Source organism: Pseudomonas cistanchae (assembly GCF_054483635.1).
This window is the reverse complement of the sequence record NZ_JBTLWN010000001.1, coordinates 390,199-405,372: the sequence shown is the minus strand read 5'-3', so window position 1 is coordinate 405,372 and position 15,174 is coordinate 390,199. Positions and strand designations below refer to the sequence as shown.

The following is a 15,174-nucleotide window of genomic DNA, read 5'->3' as shown; positions in this document are numbered from 1 at the left end:
GCCGCACCGGCGGCGTCCAAGGTAGACAGAACACTTGCCATGGAAGCCCCAGGTGCGCACTTGTCTACTGTTGCTGGTATCACTCTGCCTGGCGGGTTGCGCCAGCGTTGCCCCGCGCACGCCCTCACAGGCGCTGCCGCCGGGTGACTCGGCGCTCGCGCAGACTGTCCGTGCCCAGGCCGAGAGCAGGCCCGCGGGTCATTCGGGTTTTCGCTTGCTGTCTCCCAGCGACGAAGCCTTTATCGCTCGCGCTGAGTTAATCCGCGCCGCCGAGCACAGCCTCGACCTGCAGTACTACATCGTGCAGGACGGGTTCACCACCCGCGCCCTGGTCGACGAATTGCTGCGCGCGGCCGACCGCGGCGTGCGCGTCCGCATCCTGCTGGACGACACCACCAGCGCCGGCCGCGATTACCAGTTGGCGCTGCTAGGCGCCCACCCGCAGATCCAGCTGCGGGTGTTCAATCCGTTGCACCTGGGCCGCAGCACTGGCCTGACTCGCTCGCTGGGCCGGCTGTTCAACCTCTCGCAGCAGCATCGGCGCATGCACAACAAGCTATGGCTGGCCGATAGCAGCGTGGCGATCGTCGGCGGGCGCAACCTGGGCGACGAATATTTCGATGCCGAGCCGGAACTGAATTTCACCGACATCGACCTGCTCAGCGCCGGACCGGTCGCCGAACAGCTGGCGCACAGCTTCGACCAGTACTGGAACAGCGCGCTGAGCAAGCCGATCGAGCAATTCACCTGGCGCACGCCGACCGCCGAGCAGCTGCGGCAACGGCGCAGCGCCTTGCATGAGGATGTGCAGCGCACGCGCCGCAGTGACCCGCAGCGGTTCGAGCCCCTGATGAGCTACACCCACTCACCGCGTCTGCAGGGCTGGCTTGGCGAGCTGATCTGGGCGCCGAGCCAGGCACTGTGGGATGCACCGAGCAAGGTATTGGCCGAAGGCCTGCCGGACCCCGAGTTGCTCCTGACCACCCAATTGGCGCCAGCCCTGGCCGCGGTCGACGACGAGCTGATGCTGGTCTCCGCCTATTTCGTCCCGGCCGACGAAGGTCTCGATTACCTGACCGGTCGCGCCGACGCCGGGGTGTCGATCAGCTTGCTGACCAACTCCCTCGAGGCCACCGATGTGCCCGCCGTCCACGGCGGCTACGCACCCTACCGACGCGCGTTGCTGAAGCACGGCGTGCGCTTGTACGAACTGCGCCGCCAGCCGTATGAGGAGCGCACGTACAACCTCAGCGGCTCGTCGGAATCCAGCCTGCACAGCAAGACGGCGATCCTTGATCGGCAAAAAGTGTTTATCGGCTCGCTGAATTTCGACCCGCGTTCGGTGCTCTGGAATACCGAGGTCGGCGTGCTGGTCGACAGCCGCGCGCTGGCCGAACAGGTGCGTGATCTGACGCTGGAAGGCATGGCGCCGACGATCAGCTATGAAGTGCGCCTGGAAAGTCCCGAGAGCGGAGCGCCCCTGGTCTGGCTGGCTGCCGACAGCGACGGCAACCTGTACCGGCTGCGGCAGGAGCCTGGCGGGTTCTGGCGCCACCTCAACGCCTGGTTCGCCCGTGCCATCGGCCTCGAAAGCATGCTCTGAGCCCGCGCAGCAAAACCGTGGGCCAGCCTCAGGACGGCGCAACGCCCATTTCGGCAAAGGCGTCGCGGCGCCAGGCCAGCCAGATGAATGCGCCCGCTCCCAAGGCCATCAGCAGCGGCAGTGCGTGACCGCTGACCCACTGGCTGCCGGCACCAGTGACCAGCGGACCGACCAGGCAACCGATGCCCCACAGCTGGGCGACGTGGGCGTTGGCGCTGACCAACTCATCGTCACGGTAGCGTTCGCCGATGAGGATCAACGACAAGGTGAACAGCCCGCCCGCACTGGCGCCAAATGCCACCAGCACCGGCCAGATCAGCACGCTGTGCAACGTCAGCGGAATTGCCAGGCTGGAAACCAGTAGCACTACACCGCAGCCGCGAAACAGCGTGCGCCGCGACATCCGATCGGCCAGCAAGCCCAGCGGCAGTTGCAACGCCGCGTCGCCCACCACCACCACGCTGACCATGAACAGCGCGACCTCCTGGGTGAAGCCCTGGCGTAGGCCGTAGATCGGCAACAGCGTCAGCATCATCGCCTCGAACGCGGCGAACAGCATGACCGCCCAGGCAATGGCCGGCAGCTTGCGGCAGAATCCTAGCAAGCCGCGCCCGGAGGCGTTGTGAGCATTTACCACCGGCGCGCCCGTGCGGCCCAACAGCAACAATGAACCACCGATCAGCAGGCCGACGCCGGTCCAGAACGCCAGGTCCGTGGTGGTGCCGAGGGCGGTCAGCAGCAACGGACCACACAGCTGGCTGAGCGCGTAACCGGTGCCATACAGTGCCACCAGACGACCCCGCCATTTCTCCACGGCCAGTTGGTTGATCCAGCTCTCGCCGAGGATGAACACCATGGTCAGGGCCACGCCGATCAACAGACGCAGCAACAGCCACACCCCGTAGTTCTGCACCAGCGCCAGCATCGCCACCGACAGCGAGCCGGCCAGCAGGCACAGCTGCATCAGCCGGGTGGTGCCGAGGTAACCCGCCAGCCGACCGGCGAGGGAAGCACCGAGCAGCACACCCACCGCAGGCGTTGCCGCCATCACTCCGATGGCGAAGGCGTTGTATCCCCAACCTTCGAGGCGCAGCGACACCAGCGGCATGGTTACACCCAGTGCCAGGCCGATGCTGATGACCGCGGCACACACCGCGAAATAGGTACCCCAGCGCATTGCCACACTCCTCGCTCTCGTGGCCGCTCCACAAACAAAACGGCCGGGTTTCTGGGAAACCCGGCCGCAGGTGTGGCTCGTCAGAGCCGGCCCCGAAGGGCGGACCTTACAATTCGACGCGCGTGGCTAGTGCCCGGCGCACGCCTTTGGAAACGCTTACAGCTTGATCCAGGTGGATTTCAGCTCGGTGTACTTGTCGAACGCGTGCAGGGATTTGTCGCGACCGTTGCCGGACTGCTTGAACCCACCAAACGGCGCCGTCATGTCGCCGCCATCGTACTGGTTGACCCACACGCTACCGGCACGCAATGCCTTGGCAGTCAGGTGGGCCTTCGACAGGTTACTGGTCCACACTGCTGCCGCCAGGCCGTACACCGTGTCGTTGGCGATGGCCACCGCTTCTTCCGGCGAATCGAAGCCGATCACCGACAGCACCGGGCCGAAGATTTCCTCGCGGGCGATGCGCATCGCGTTGCTCACGCCGTCGAAAACGGTCGGTTCGACGTAGACACCGCCGGTTTCTTCCATGATGCGCTTGCCGCCAGCCACCAGCGTGGCGCCGTCGTCATGACCGGCCTGGATATAGCTCAGCACCGTGTTCATCTGCTGGGTATCGACCAGCGCGCCCACGTTGGTCGCCGGGTCCAGCGGGTTGCCTGGTTTCCAGGCCTTGATCGCCTCGACGACCATGGGCACGAAGGTGTCCTTGATCGAGTTTTCCACCAGCAGGCGCGAACCGGCGGTGCAGACCTCGCCCTGGTTGAAGGCAATGGCGCCGGCCGCGGCTTCGGCGGCAGCCTGCAGGTCGGGCGCATCGGCGAACACGATATTCGGGCTCTTGCCGCCGGCCTCCAGCCACACGCGTTTCATGTTCGATTCACCGGCATAGATCATCAGCTGCTTGGCAATCTTGGTCGAACCGGTGAATACCAGGGTGTCGACATCCATGTGCAGGGCCAGGGCCTTGCCGACGGTGTGGCCGAAGCCCGGCAGCACGTTGAACACACCCGCCGGAATGCCCGCATCGATGGCCAGCTGCGCCAGGCGAATGGCGGTCAGCGGCGACTTCTCGGACGGTTTGAGGATCACCGAATTACCAGTGGACAGGGCCGGGCCGAGCTTCCAGCAGCTCATCAGCAACGGGAAGTTCCACGGCACGATGGCCGCGACCACGCCGATTGGCTCACGCGTGACCAGGCCCAGTTCGTTGTGCGCGGTGGCGGCCACCTCGTCATAGATCTTGTCGATGGCCTCGCCGCTCCAGCGAATCGCCCGGGCTGCGCTCGGCACGTCGACGCTCAGCGAATCACCGATCGGCTTGCCCATGTCGAGGGTTTCCAGCAGCGCCAGTTCTTCCCCATGCTGCTCGATCAGGTCGGCGAATCGGATCATCACGGCCTTGCGCTCGACCGGCGCCATTCGCGACCAGACCCCGGATTCGAAGGTGCTGCGCGCGCTGCGTACCGCGCGCTCGGCGTCGACTGTTTCACAGGACGCCACGCGACCCAGCAGCCGCCCATCGACCGGGCTGATGCACTCGAATATCGCCCCGGACTGCGCGGCGCAATACTCGCCATGCACGAACGCGCGGGTTTCGATCGTCAGGGTTTTCGCACGCTGTTCCCAGTCGGCACGCGTCAGGCTAGTCATTCAACAATCCTCTATGGCTAAAAAGCGCAGCGGGCTGCACTGTCAATAATTCTGCAAGGCCAATGAAGGGCCAAATCCTGCCGGCAACACTAAACCAGAGCCCCGCACATTTTCAATATTTTTGACAAAGCCCGCTTAAACAGCCTTGTCATGTTCGTTTTATTAAACATAGACTGCGCCAATCCTGGTCAGCGCCGTTTTTAACCGACTCCCGAGTCGCCACGCCAGCGACCGGAAGCGGCCAGAAAAAACAACACGCAGGCCCTCCTCCACCTCTTTTGCCCGGACTCACCCATGAACATCGACCAGATCGTGGATTTCGCTGACGCAACGACCACCCCGGAACATTACCGCCCGGCCCCGGAAAAGGTGCTCAAAGGCGACCCTGCGCAGAATGTGCGCAACCATTACGGTAGCCCCTGTGGCCAGTTCAACGCCGGCATTTGGGAAGGTGCCCCCGGCCTGTGGACGGTGAACTACACCGAGCACGAGTACTGCGAGATTCTTCAGGGGGTTTCGGTGCTGCGCGATAAGGAAGGCAATGCCAGAACCCTGCGTGCCGGTGATCGCTTTGTCATCCCGGCGGGTTTCAGCGGCACCTGGGAAGTGCTGGAAGCATGCCGCAAGGTGTATGTGATGTTCGAACAGGCCAGCGCCTGAAAATTCATAGCCGCCGTGTTCGTTTGGATGGGTCATGCGCCGAGGCTGATTGACTCGGCGTGAACGCAACACTCTGCCGAAGCCCTCATTGATTGGCCGCATCGAACAAGGCAGCCTGCCAATGCGCTGGCAAGCCCCTCGCCACCAACCCACTAAATGACGGGCAAGAAAAAGCCCGCCATGTGGCGGGCTTTTTCGGCAAGGTGGGCGATCAATTACTTGATCTTGCCTTCCTTGTACATCACGTGCTTACGCACAACCGGATCGAATTTCTTGATTTCGATTTTGTCCGGGGTGGTGCGCTTGTTCTTGTCGGTAGTGTAGAAATGACCAGTACCGGCACTGGATATCAAACGGATCAATTCGCGCATGATTTGCTCCTTAAACCTTGTCGCCGCGGTTGCGGATTTCAGCCAGCACCACGTCGATGCCACGCTTGTCGATGATACGCATGCCTTTGGCAGTAACGCGCAGACGCACGAAACGCTTCTCAGACTCGACCCAGAAGCGGTGATGCTGCAGGTTCGGCAGGAAACGACGACGGGTTTTGTTGTTCGCGTGGGAAATATTGTTCCCGCTTACCGGACCCTTACCGGTAACTTGACAGACTCTCGACATGCCTCAGCCCTCTAAAACCACATGCCCAACCCGGCATGGGTTGGCCGCTTAACTTGAATGTCATTGGCGCTTTACGCCGCGTTTCTCGAGGGTCTTACCGGCGCAAGTACCGGGCCCCTACAAAAGAGCGCTGCTTTATACCAGAAAGCCTCCAGTGCAACAAGGTTAACCGTACATGCCGTTTACCGCCCATGTCCCGCCAATCCTCGTCTGCACCGCCGGCACGGGCATCGCTGACAGCTAACCGCTCGTCGCCCGACGCGCTGTTCTGTCATGGGCTTATGGTCTAGGGTGATGCCTTTCATCGGTGCGCCTTCGCAAGCGCCCCGCTCGACCCAGGAGTTTTCCATGCGGATAGCCACTCGAACGTTACTGATCGCCAGCCTGCTCAGCCCGCTCGCGGTCCAGGCTACTACCCTCAGCGTCTGTACCGAAGCCAGCCCTGACGGCTTCGACGTGGTGCAGTACAACTCGCTGACCACCACCAACGCGTCCGCCGACGTGTTGATGAATCGCCTGGTGGAGTTCGACGCGGCCAGCGGCAAGCTGCTGCCAAGCCTGGCCCAGAGCTGGCAGGTCGCCGAGGATGGCTTGAGCTATAGCTTTACCCTGCAGCCGAATGTGCAGTTTCATCGCACGGAGTACTTCACCCCAAGCCGACCGCTTAACGCGGACGACGTATTGTTCAGCTTCCAGCGCATGCTGGACGCAGCTCACCCCTGGCACAAAATGGCGTCCAGCGGCTACCCCCACGCCCAGTCGATGCAGTTGCCCGAACTGATCAAGCGCGTGGAAAAAATTGACGATCAGCGGCTGCGCTTTACCCTCACACGCGCCGACGCGACCTTTCTGGCAACCCTGAGCATGGGCTTCGCTTCTATTTATTCCGCCGAGTACGCCACGCAATTGCTTGCAGCGGGCACGCCGGAGCAACTCAACAGCCAGCCCATCGGCAGTGGCCCGTTCATTTTCAAGCGATTCCAGAAAGATGCATCCATCCGCTATGCGGCCAACCCCGAGTATTTCGCAGGCAAGCCGGCAGTAGACGCGCTGGTGTTTGCCATTACCCCGGACGCCAACGTGCGCTTGCAGAAACTGCGCCGCGGCGAGTGCCATATCGCCCTGTCGCCCAAGCCGCAGGACGTCCAATCGATCAGTGGCGACAGCACGCTGAAGAGCGAACAGACCGCGGCCTTCATGACCGCCTTCGTGGCTATCAACAGCCAGCACGCGACGCTGGACAACCCCGCGGTTCGCCGGGCGATCAATCTGGCGTTCGACAAGGCCAGCTACCTGCAGGCGGTCTTCGAAAATAGCGCGCAGCCTGCCTCCGGCCCTTATCCGCCCAATACCTGGAGTTACGCCGCCGAACTGCCGGGCTACCCGTACGATCCGGCCAAGGCGCGCGAATTGCTCACCGAGGCTGGCTTGCCGGATGGCTTCAAGACCACCATCTGGACGCGCCCGACCGGCAGTTTGCTCAACCCCAACCCGAGCCTCGGCGCTCAGCTGCTACAGGCCGACCTGGCCAAGGTCGGCATCCAAGCCGAGATTCGCGTAATCGAATGGGGCGAGCTGATCCGCCGCGCCAAAGCGGGCGAACATGATCTGCTGTTCATGGGTTGGGCTGGCGATAACGGCGATCCGGATAACTTCCTGACTCCTCAGTTCGCCTGCGCCTCGCTGGAGTCAGGCCTGAACTTCGCGCGCTATTGCGACCCGCAACTGGATAAGCTGATCAGCGCTGGCAAAAGTACCAGCGACCAGACCGAACGCACACGCCTCTACCAGGACGCGCAACGCATCATCCACGAGCAGGCCCTGTGGCTACCGCTGGCGCATCCGACTGCCTTTGCCCTGATGCGCAAGGAAGTGGAGGGCTACCAGCCCAGCCCATTCGGTCGTCAGGACTTTTCCAAGGTGAGCGTAACGAACTAGGGCTTAGCCTGGCGCACCGCTACAACCAGCCGTGCTCGGCCATCGACAGCGGCTCGCCGTCACCAACGATGAAGTGATCGAGCACCCGCACGTCGACCAGCTCCAGGGCGTCTTTCAGACGCCGGGTGAGTACCCGGTCCGCCTGGCTCGGCTCCGCCACGCCCGAAGGGTGGTTGTGGGTCAGAATCAGCGCGGCGGCGTTGTGCGCCAGGGCGCGCTTCACCACCTGCCGCGGGTAGACACTGGCGCTGTCGATTGAGCCGTGAAACAGCGCCTCGAACGCCAGCACTCGATGCTTGGCGTCGAGAAATAAACAGCCGAATACCTCATGGGGCTCATGCCTCAGCAGCGCTTTCAGGTAGTCGCGGACCGCTTGCGGACTCTCCAGGGCGGAGTCCCGACGCAGCTGCTCGGCCAGATGACGACGAGCCATTTCCAGCACCGCCTGCAACTGGGCGAACTTGGCCGGGCCCAGCCCCAGGCGCTGACTGAAGGAAGGCAAATCTGCCTGCAACAGCGCGCGCAGGCTGCCGAAATCGCCGAGCAGATGGCGAGCCAAGTCCACCGCGCTCTGCCCGGCAACCCCCGTACGCAGAAAGATCGCCAGCAGCTCCGCATCAGTCAGTGCGGCGGCGCCCTGGGCCAGCAGTTTTTCCCGCGGCCGTTCCGCCGCAGGCCAATCACGAATGCTCATACCACCTCCTTGTGCTGCCTCGCGTTGCGCCCGTGCAACGCACAACGCCACAGCTACGGGTCGCGGCGACTCCTACGCTGCGGGCGCTGTGCTATCGTAGCCCAACTTTTGCGCGGCGGCCGGCCTGGGGAGGCGCGTCCGTCGTGACACCACCATTTCGTCTGGCATCGGCAGGGGTCAGCACAGGCAGTGCTCGACCAGACCTCATATAAAGGCAGGTTTATGCAGCGGCTGTATCGAAAGCGCATTGTTGTGGGCGTGGGCGGCGGAGTTGCTGCATATAAAAGCGCCGAGCTGATCCGCCGCCTGCGCGATCAGGGCGCCGAGGTCCATGTGGTGATGACCAAGGGTGGCCGTGAGTTCATCACGCCGCTGACCTTGCAGGCGCTCTCTGGCAACCCGGTCCATCTGGACCTGCTCGATCCCGGCGCCGAAGCCGCGATGGGCCATATCGAGCTGGCACGCTGGGCGGATCTGGTACTGATCGCACCGGCGACCGCGGACCTGATGGCGCGCCTGGCCCAAGGCGTGGCCGATGACCTGCTGACCACCCTGGTACTGGCAACAGACGCGCCAGTCGCCCTGGCCCCGGCGATGAATCAGGCAATGTGGCGGGATCCTGCGACCCAGGCGAATGCCAAGCTGCTCGGCGAACGCGGCCTGCACCTGTTTGGCCCTGCCGCGGGCAGCCAGGCCTGCGGTGATGTCGGCCTGGGCCGGATGCTCGAGGCCGAACAGCTCGCACAATGCGCGGCCGATTGCTTCCAGCGTCAGCTGCTGACCGGCAAACGCGTGCTGATCACCGCGGGGCCAACCCAGGAAAACATCGACCCGGTGCGCTACATCACCAATCACAGCTCCGGGAAAATGGGCTTTGCCCTCGCTGAAGCGGCCGTCGAAGCGGGTGCCATGGTTACCTTGGTCAGTGGTCCGGTAAACCTGCCAACCCCGGACCGGGTCAGCCGAATCAACGTCACCAGCGCCCGCGACATGCTGGTTGCTTGCGAAGCCGCGATGCCTTGCGACATTCTCATCGCCGCCGCAGCGGTCGCCGATTACCGCCCGGAAGTGGTTGCCCAGCACAAATTGAAAAAAGACCCGAGCAGTGGCGATGGTTTGCTTCTGCAAATGGTGCGTAACCCGGATATCCTCGCCACCTTGGCGCGCCGCGCCGACCGCCCGTTCAGCGTGGGCTTTGCCGCCGAAACCGAGAACCTGCTGGAGTACGCGTCGCGCAAGCTCAAGGACAAGAATCTCGACCTGATCGTCGCCAATGATGTGGCCAACCCGAACATCGGCTTCAACAGCGAGGAAAATGCGATCACCACCCTTGACCGCGAGTTGCGCCAGCGCAGTTTCGCCCAGACCAGCAAGAGCAAGATTGCACGGCAGCTGGTGGCCCTGATTGCCGAGCGCCTGCACCACGCCTGATGCGTTTATTCACCGACTACAGAGCCTGATATGCACGCCTTACAAGCCAAGATCCTCGACCCGCGCCTGGGTAGTGAATTCCCCCTGCCGGCTTACGCCACCCCCGGTTCCGCAGGGCTCGATCTGCGCGCCATGCTCAAGCAGGAACTGATTCTGCAGCCCGGGCAAACCGTGCTGATTCCCACCGGACTGGCGATCTACATCGGTGATCCTGGCCTGGCGGCGATGATCCTGCCGCGCTCCGGGCTCGGCCATAAGCACGGTATCGTGCTGGGCAACCTGGTGGGCCTGATTGACTCGGACTACCAGGGCGAGCTGATGGTGTCGTGCTGGAACCGTGGCCAGAGCGCCTTCACCATGGCGATTGGCGAGCGCATCGCGCAATTGGTGCTGGTGCCGGTGGTCCAGGCGCACTTCGAGCTGGTCGAGCAATTCGACGAAACCCAACGCGGCGGCGGCGGTTTCGGCCACTCCGGTAGCCACTGAGCACCGCTATTTTTTGGATGAACCGCCAAGGAGACGTCGATGAAACTCTTCAAGCGCCCGGCCAAGGACGCAGCGCCCACGCTCGCCAGCAAGCACGGTAGCGCCCCGGACAGTCGGCGGCAGGCGATAGACGCGATAGTGCCCGGCGCGCTGGCAACCGTCGCCAGCCTGCTGCTGGCTGGTGCGCTGCTGTGGTTCGGCATGCTCAACAGCGCCCACCAGTTGCAGCAACGGCAACTCATTCAAGCCTGGGGCGACAGCCAGGCAGCCGCCCTGCAACAGGCGTTGAAGCAGCTCGCTGCGGACACCCAAAGTGCCGCGCGCAATCCTGAGCTGCTGGCCGCCCTGCAAAGCGGCGACCTCGGCCAGGTGCGCGCTGCCGAGCGCAGCCTGAGCTACTGGGGCGGCGTGGTCGACGCTCACCTCAACGCCCGCGGAAAAGCGGCGCAGGACATGGGCCGTACGGCGCCGATGAACTTTGCCGCGCTGGATATGCTGCGCCGGATCGAAGACGGCCAAGCTGCCGCCGTAGAAGCCTACAAGGTGGGCCAGCGCTGGCTGGTCTACAGCGCCGCGCCATTGCGTATGGCAGACGATCAACCACAGCAGGGCACGCTGCTGCTGGCCTTCGACCTGAACCGGCTGGTCGCCGCACTGCCGCCGCTGCCCGCCGATGTCGGCCAGCTGCAGTTGACCCAGCAGTTCGGCAACACTGCGGCCCAGGTCCTGCTGCAACGCGGCCAGGCCGACGGCGCAGCGCTGCCACTGAGCAGCGGCAACCCCAACTGGCAACTGAGCTTCACCCCAGGGCCGGCGCTGACCGATACGGTGTTTTCGCCTGTGCTGCTCGCCATCACCGGGCTGATTGCCCTGATGGGCGCGCTGATCGGCATGTATCTGGTGCACAGCAACCTGCAAAGGCGTCTGCGCGGCGATGTTTTGCAATTGGCACAGATGACCAAAGAACTCTCGGCGGGCAAAGCCGTCAAAGCGTTCAGCCTGAGCTTGCCAGCCCTCGATAGCCTTGGACAAACCCTGGCGCGCATGCCGCGCCGCGCGACCGAGACCCCGCCGGCAAGCCCTGGTGAAAAAGCAGGCAAAGCCGCCTCCGAGCCCCGCAGTCCGGCGGTATTGGTCGACCCGCTTTTTCAGGACACCGATATTCTCGATATCGACATTCTTGATGAAGACCAGGATCTCCTGGGACTGGAGCAGCCCACCATTATGAATACCCAGCAGATTGCGCCGAAATTACCGGCCGATATCTTCCGCGCATACGATATTCGCGGCGTAGTAGGCAGCAGCTTGACCGCAGAAGCCGCTTACTGGATCGGCCGTGCGATTGGCTCGGAGAGCCTGGCACAGGGTGAACCGAATATTGCGGTCGGCCGTGACGGCCGGCTGTCAGGTCCGGAACTGGTCGAGCAATTGATTCAAGGCCTGCTTGATTGCGGCTGCAACGTCAGCGACGTCGGCATGGTGCCGACCCCGGTCGTGTACTACGCAGGTCATATCCTGGCCGGCAAGTCTGCGGTGATGCTCACCGGCAGCCATAATCCGCCGGACTACAACGGCTTCAAGATCGTCATTGCCGGGGACACCCTGGCCAACGAGCAGATCCAGGCCCTGCGCGCCCGCATCGACAACAACGACCTCGCCAGTGGCGTTGGCAACGTTGAGCAGGTTGATGTACTGGAGCGTTACTTCAAGCAGATCCGCGACGACATCGCCCTGGCGAAGCCGCTCAAGGTAGTGGTCGATTGCGGCAACGGCGCAGCTGGCGTGATCGCGCCACAGCTGATTGAAGCGCTGGGCTGCACCGTGATCCCGCTGTTCTGCGACGTGGACGGCAATTTCCCCAACCATCATCCGGATCCGGGCAAGCCCGAGAACCTGGTCGACCTGATCGCCAAGGTGAAAGAGGAAAAAGCCGACCTGGGTCTGGCCTTCGACGGCGACGGCGACCGAGTCGGCGTGGTGACCAACACCGGCACCATCGTCTACCCGGATCGCCTGCTGATGCTGTTCGCCAAGGACGTGGTCTCGCGCAATCCTGGTGCCGATATCATCTTCGACGTCAAATGCACCCGCCGCCTGACCCCGCTGATCAGCGGTTATGGCGGTCGCCCGGTGATGTGGAAGACCGGCCACTCGCTGATCAAGAAGAAAATGAAGGAAACCGGCGCCCTGCTCGCTGGCGAAATGAGCGGCCACATCTTCTTCAAGGAGCGCTGGTACGGTTTCGACGACGGCATCTACAGCGCCGCCCGCCTGCTGGAGATCCTCAGCCAGGACAAGCGCGACGCCGAACATGTGTTCAGCGCCTTCCCCAATGACATCTCCACCCCGGAAATCAACATCCAGGTTACCGATCAGAGCAAGTTCGCCATCATCGAAAGCCTGCAGCGCGACGGCCAATGGGGCGACGCCAACCTCACCACCCTCGACGGCGTGCGCGTCGATTACCAGAAAGGCTGGGGCCTGGTGCGCGCCTCCAACACCACACCTGTGCTGGTGCTGCGTTTCGAGGCGGAAAGCGAAGAAGAACTGGAGCGGATCAAGCAGGTCTTCCGCGTTCAGATGAATGGCATTGCGCCTGACGTCAAACTGCCTTTTTGATTGAGACACAACTGGAGCCTTGCATGACCCTCGAACGTGACGCCGCCACCAACGTCGCTAAAGTGCTGTCCGAAGCCTTGCCATATATCCGTCGTTTTGTCGGCAAGACGCTGGTGATCAAGTACGGCGGCAACGCCATGGAAAGCGACGAGCTGAAAACCGGCTTTGCCCGCGACATCGTGCTGATGAAGGCGGTCGGCATCAACCCGGTGGTCGTGCATGGCGGCGGCCCGCAGATCGGCGATCTGCTCAAGCGCCTGTCAATCGAGAGTCACTTCATCGATGGCATGCGCGTTACCGACGCGCAGACCATGGACGTGGTGGAGATGGTGCTCGGCGGCCAGGTCAACAAGGACATCGTCAACCTGATCAACCGCCATGGCGGCAGCGCTATCGGCCTCACCGGCAAGGACGCCGAGCTGATTCGCGCGAGGAAGCTCAAGGTTACCCGGCAGACGCCGGAAATGACCCAACCGGAGATCATCGACATCGGCCATGTTGGCGAAGTCACCGGGGTCAACACCGAGCTGCTGAACATGCTGGTCAAGGGCGATTTCATTCCAGTGATCGCACCGATCGGCGTGGGTCCGGAAGGCGAGTCGTACAACATCAACGCCGACCTGGTGGCAGGCAAGGTAGCCGAGGCCTTGAAGGCCGAGAAGCTGATGCTGCTGACCAATATCGCCGGCCTGATGGACAAGCAGGGCGAGGTGTTGACCGGCCTGACCACCGAGCAGGTAGATGGCCTGATCGCCGATGGCACCATCTACGGTGGCATGCTGCCGAAGATTCGTTGTGCCCTGGAAGCCGTGCAAGGCGGCGTGATCAGCGCGCACATCATCGATGGTCGCGTACCCAATGCAGTGCTGCTGGAAATCTTCACCGACAGCGGTGTCGGCACCCTGATCTGCAACCGCAAACGCCACTGACGGTAGCGAACCAGCCCGAGCAATCGGGCTGGCTCACTCGTTACCCGATTTCACCAACGCATAGGACCAGTTGCTAGCGCTGCCTGTCGAGCAACTCGGCAATCCGCTCGCGATCGGCTGCATAGCTGGCCTCAGCCTGCTTGCGTACTTCCAGATAACGATTGATCTCTGCCTGCAGACGCACCTGCTCGGCTTTTTGGCTTTCGATTTTCGCCAGCAGCGGCTCCGGCACAGGACGACCGGCGCGCTCGTGATCGGCCGCCTGGCTCTGCAGGTTCGACTGCTGGGTGCGGGCCGACTGCATATTGCCTCGCGCCACGCCGATCAAGCCGTCCAGTTCGCTCATCTTGCGCTGAAGCGCGCGATCGACATCTTCCGGCCCGGTGTACAGACGCAGCAACTGCGCATCGGAACGGGCGCGCGCTTTGTCCGCGAGCAGGCGCTGCACCTCCTCGGCGCTGGGCGCGGGAGGAATGACCCGGATCACCCGCCCCTGATCGTTGAGCACCTCGTACCCTCTGGCGATGGACTCCGGCGGCACGCCTTGGCGGCTGAGCACGGTGACGCCATTGCCATCGACATAGCGGTACAGCTCGGTGGCGCCCGCAAATGCCGGCAACAGCAGGCCGATCAACAGCGAACAACGGATCAGTACCGGATTGCGCATCAAGCGACACCTTATCTCGGGTGGTTAGATTCCATACTCAGCACGATAGGCTTCAACGGCTGGCAGATACTGCTTGAGTTCAGCATCACCCGCCAGATATTCCAGCACTTGCTCAAGCGAAACGATGCTCACCACCGGCATGCCGAAATCCCGCTCAACTTCCTGAATGGCCGACAGTTCGCCCTGGCCACGCTCCTGGCGGTTCAACGCGATCAGCACGCCAGCGGCCTGGGCACCCTGGGCCTGGATGATCTGCATCACTTCGCGAATTGCCGTACCAGCAGTGATCACGTCGTCGATGATCAATACGCGGCCCGCGAGCGCAGCACCGACCAGGGTACCGCCCTCGCCGTGGGTCTTGGCTTCCTTGCGGTTGAAGCACCAGGGCACATCACGCTGGTGATGCTCGGCGAGGGCCACGGCAGTGGTGGCCGCCAGTGGAATGCCTTTGTACGCAGGCCCGAACAACACATCGAAGGCGATCCCGCTGTCGCTGATCGCCGCCGCGTAAAAGCGCCCGAGCTGGGCCAGGGCCAAGCCACTGTCGAACAGACCGGCATTGAAGAAATAGGGGCTGGTGCGCCCGGACTTGAGGGTGAATTCACCGAAACGCAGCACGCCGCGGTCGATGGCAAAACGGATGAATTCGCGTTGATACGCTTGCATGAAAAGCCCCGAACGGCACGGATTGGCTAGCAATTT

14 protein-coding genes are annotated in these 15,174 nt (G+C 62.9%); 7 read left to right on the top strand and 7 right to left on the bottom strand.

All coding sequences use genetic code 11. The annotated features are described in order from the left end of the window. Window positions 1-52: 52 nt before the first annotated feature. Window positions 53-1,603 (top strand): phospholipase D family protein, encoded by a 1,551-nt coding sequence (locus tag ACX0MV_RS01845; RefSeq protein ID WP_458980790.1) that lies wholly within the window; start codon window positions 53-55, stop codon window positions 1,601-1,603. A gap of 28 nt (window positions 1,604-1,631) precedes the next feature. Here the strand turns inward: ACX0MV_RS01845 and ACX0MV_RS01840 are convergent, their stop codons facing one another. Further along, complete coding sequence (locus tag ACX0MV_RS01840; protein ID WP_458980789.1) at window positions 1,632-2,780, bottom strand: MFS transporter; 1,149 nt, start codon at window positions 2,778-2,780, stop codon at window positions 1,632-1,634. A gap of 156 nt (window positions 2,781-2,936) precedes the next feature. After that, window positions 2,937-4,430, bottom strand: coding sequence for an aldehyde dehydrogenase (locus ACX0MV_RS01835; protein WP_458980788.1), 1,494 nt, complete (start codon window positions 4,428-4,430; stop codon window positions 2,937-2,939). A 294-nt stretch (window positions 4,431-4,724) separates the two neighbouring features. On the opposite strand from ACX0MV_RS01835, the gene ACX0MV_RS01830 reads away from it, so the two are divergent. Beyond that, window positions 4,725-5,090, top strand: coding sequence for a cupin domain-containing protein (locus ACX0MV_RS01830; protein ID WP_458980787.1), 366 nt, complete (start codon window positions 4,725-4,727; stop codon window positions 5,088-5,090). Between the two features lie 215 nt (window positions 5,091-5,305). Here the strand turns inward: ACX0MV_RS01830 and rpmG are convergent, their stop codons facing one another. Both rpmG and rpmB read right to left on the bottom strand, forming a co-directional pair. After that, window positions 5,306-5,461: a 50S ribosomal protein L33 gene (gene rpmG, locus ACX0MV_RS01825; RefSeq protein ID WP_022960960.1), complete on the bottom strand. Its 156-nt coding sequence runs from the start codon at window positions 5,459-5,461 to the stop codon at window positions 5,306-5,308. Window positions 5,462-5,471: 10 nt separating this feature from the next. Then, window positions 5,472-5,708 carry a 50S ribosomal protein L28 gene (gene rpmB / locus ACX0MV_RS01820; RefSeq protein WP_458980786.1) on the bottom strand — a complete coding sequence of 79 codons (237 nt, stop codon included), beginning with the start codon at window positions 5,706-5,708 and terminating at the stop codon, window positions 5,472-5,474. 348 nt (window positions 5,709-6,056) lie between these two features. Here rpmB and ACX0MV_RS01815 point away from each other — a divergent pair, with 348 nt between their 5' ends. Beyond that, window positions 6,057-7,646, top strand: coding sequence for an ABC transporter substrate-binding protein (locus ACX0MV_RS01815; protein WP_458980785.1), 1,590 nt, complete (start codon window positions 6,057-6,059; stop codon window positions 7,644-7,646). 19 nt (window positions 7,647-7,665) lie between these two features. On the opposite strand, the gene radC is transcribed toward ACX0MV_RS01815, so the two are convergent. Then, a complete protein-coding gene (radC, locus tag ACX0MV_RS01810; RefSeq protein WP_458980784.1) occupies window positions 7,666-8,340 on the bottom strand; it encodes a RadC family protein in 675 nt (224 codons plus the stop codon). 222 nt (window positions 8,341-8,562) lie between these two features. Between radC and coaBC the strand changes: the two genes are divergently transcribed. Genes coaBC through argB form a run of 4 tightly spaced genes read left to right on the top strand, consistent with a single transcriptional unit; the run spans window position 8,563 to window position 13,805 of the window. Then, window positions 8,563-9,771, top strand: coding sequence for a bifunctional phosphopantothenoylcysteine decarboxylase/phosphopantothenate--cysteine ligase CoaBC (gene coaBC / locus ACX0MV_RS01805; RefSeq protein WP_458980783.1), 1,209 nt, complete (start codon window positions 8,563-8,565; stop codon window positions 9,769-9,771). A gap of 30 nt (window positions 9,772-9,801) precedes the next feature. Then, window positions 9,802-10,257: a dUTP diphosphatase gene (gene dut, locus ACX0MV_RS01800; RefSeq protein WP_458980782.1), complete on the top strand. Its 456-nt coding sequence runs from the start codon at window positions 9,802-9,804 to the stop codon at window positions 10,255-10,257. 39 nt (window positions 10,258-10,296) lie between these two features. Continuing rightward, entirely contained in the window at window positions 10,297-12,876 is a 2,580-nt protein-coding gene (locus tag ACX0MV_RS01795; RefSeq protein ID WP_458980781.1) for a phosphomannomutase/phosphoglucomutase, read from the top strand. Window positions 12,877-12,899: 23 nt separating this feature from the next. Next, on the top strand, window positions 12,900-13,805 hold the full coding sequence (gene argB, locus ACX0MV_RS01790) for an acetylglutamate kinase (protein ID WP_458980780.1): 906 nt from the start codon (window positions 12,900-12,902) through the stop codon (window positions 13,803-13,805). Window positions 13,806-13,878: 73 nt separating this feature from the next. On the opposite strand, the gene ACX0MV_RS01785 is transcribed toward argB, so the two are convergent. Beyond that, on the bottom strand, window positions 13,879-14,472 hold the full coding sequence (locus ACX0MV_RS01785; RefSeq protein WP_458980779.1) for a DUF4124 domain-containing protein: 594 nt from the start codon (window positions 14,470-14,472) through the stop codon (window positions 13,879-13,881). 24 nt (window positions 14,473-14,496) lie between these two features. Next, window positions 14,497-15,138: an orotate phosphoribosyltransferase gene (pyrE, locus tag ACX0MV_RS01780; protein ID WP_458980778.1), complete on the bottom strand. Its 642-nt coding sequence runs from the start codon at window positions 15,136-15,138 to the stop codon at window positions 14,497-14,499. Window positions 15,139-15,174: the final 36 nt, after the last annotated feature.

Excerpts from the sequence above, each read along its gene's own strand:
- ACX0MV_RS01840 (WP_458980789.1), bottom strand. The coding sequence starts at position 2,780 with ATGCGCTGGGGTACCTATTTCGCGGTGTGTGCCGCGGTCATCAGCATC.
- rpmB (WP_458980786.1), bottom strand. The coding sequence starts at position 5,708 with ATGTCGAGAGTCTGTCAAGTTACCGGTAAGGGTCCGGTAAGCGGGAAC.
- radC (WP_458980784.1), bottom strand. The coding sequence starts at position 8,340 with ATGAGCATTCGTGATTGGCCTGCGGCGGAACGGCCGCGGGAAAAACTG.
- ACX0MV_RS01795 (WP_458980781.1), top strand. The coding sequence starts at position 10,297 with ATGAAACTCTTCAAGCGCCCGGCCAAGGACGCAGCGCCCACGCTCGCC.
- ACX0MV_RS01785 (WP_458980779.1), bottom strand. The coding sequence starts at position 14,472 with ATGCGCAATCCGGTACTGATCCGTTGTTCGCTGTTGATCGGCCTGCTG.
- ACX0MV_RS01835 (WP_458980788.1), bottom strand. The coding sequence starts at position 4,430 with ATGACTAGCCTGACGCGTGCCGACTGGGAACAGCGTGCGAAAACCCTG.
- dut (WP_458980782.1), top strand. The coding sequence starts at position 9,802 with ATGCACGCCTTACAAGCCAAGATCCTCGACCCGCGCCTGGGTAGTGAA.
- pyrE (WP_458980778.1), bottom strand. The coding sequence starts at position 15,138 with ATGCAAGCGTATCAACGCGAATTCATCCGTTTTGCCATCGACCGCGGC.
- ACX0MV_RS01830 (WP_458980787.1), top strand. The coding sequence starts at position 4,725 with ATGAACATCGACCAGATCGTGGATTTCGCTGACGCAACGACCACCCCG.
- coaBC (WP_458980783.1), top strand. The coding sequence starts at position 8,563 with ATGCAGCGGCTGTATCGAAAGCGCATTGTTGTGGGCGTGGGCGGCGGA.
- argB (WP_458980780.1), top strand. The coding sequence starts at position 12,900 with ATGACCCTCGAACGTGACGCCGCCACCAACGTCGCTAAAGTGCTGTCC.
- rpmG (WP_022960960.1), bottom strand. The coding sequence starts at position 5,461 with ATGCGCGAATTGATCCGTTTGATATCCAGTGCCGGTACTGGTCATTTC.
- ACX0MV_RS01815 (WP_458980785.1), top strand. The coding sequence starts at position 6,057 with ATGCGGATAGCCACTCGAACGTTACTGATCGCCAGCCTGCTCAGCCCG.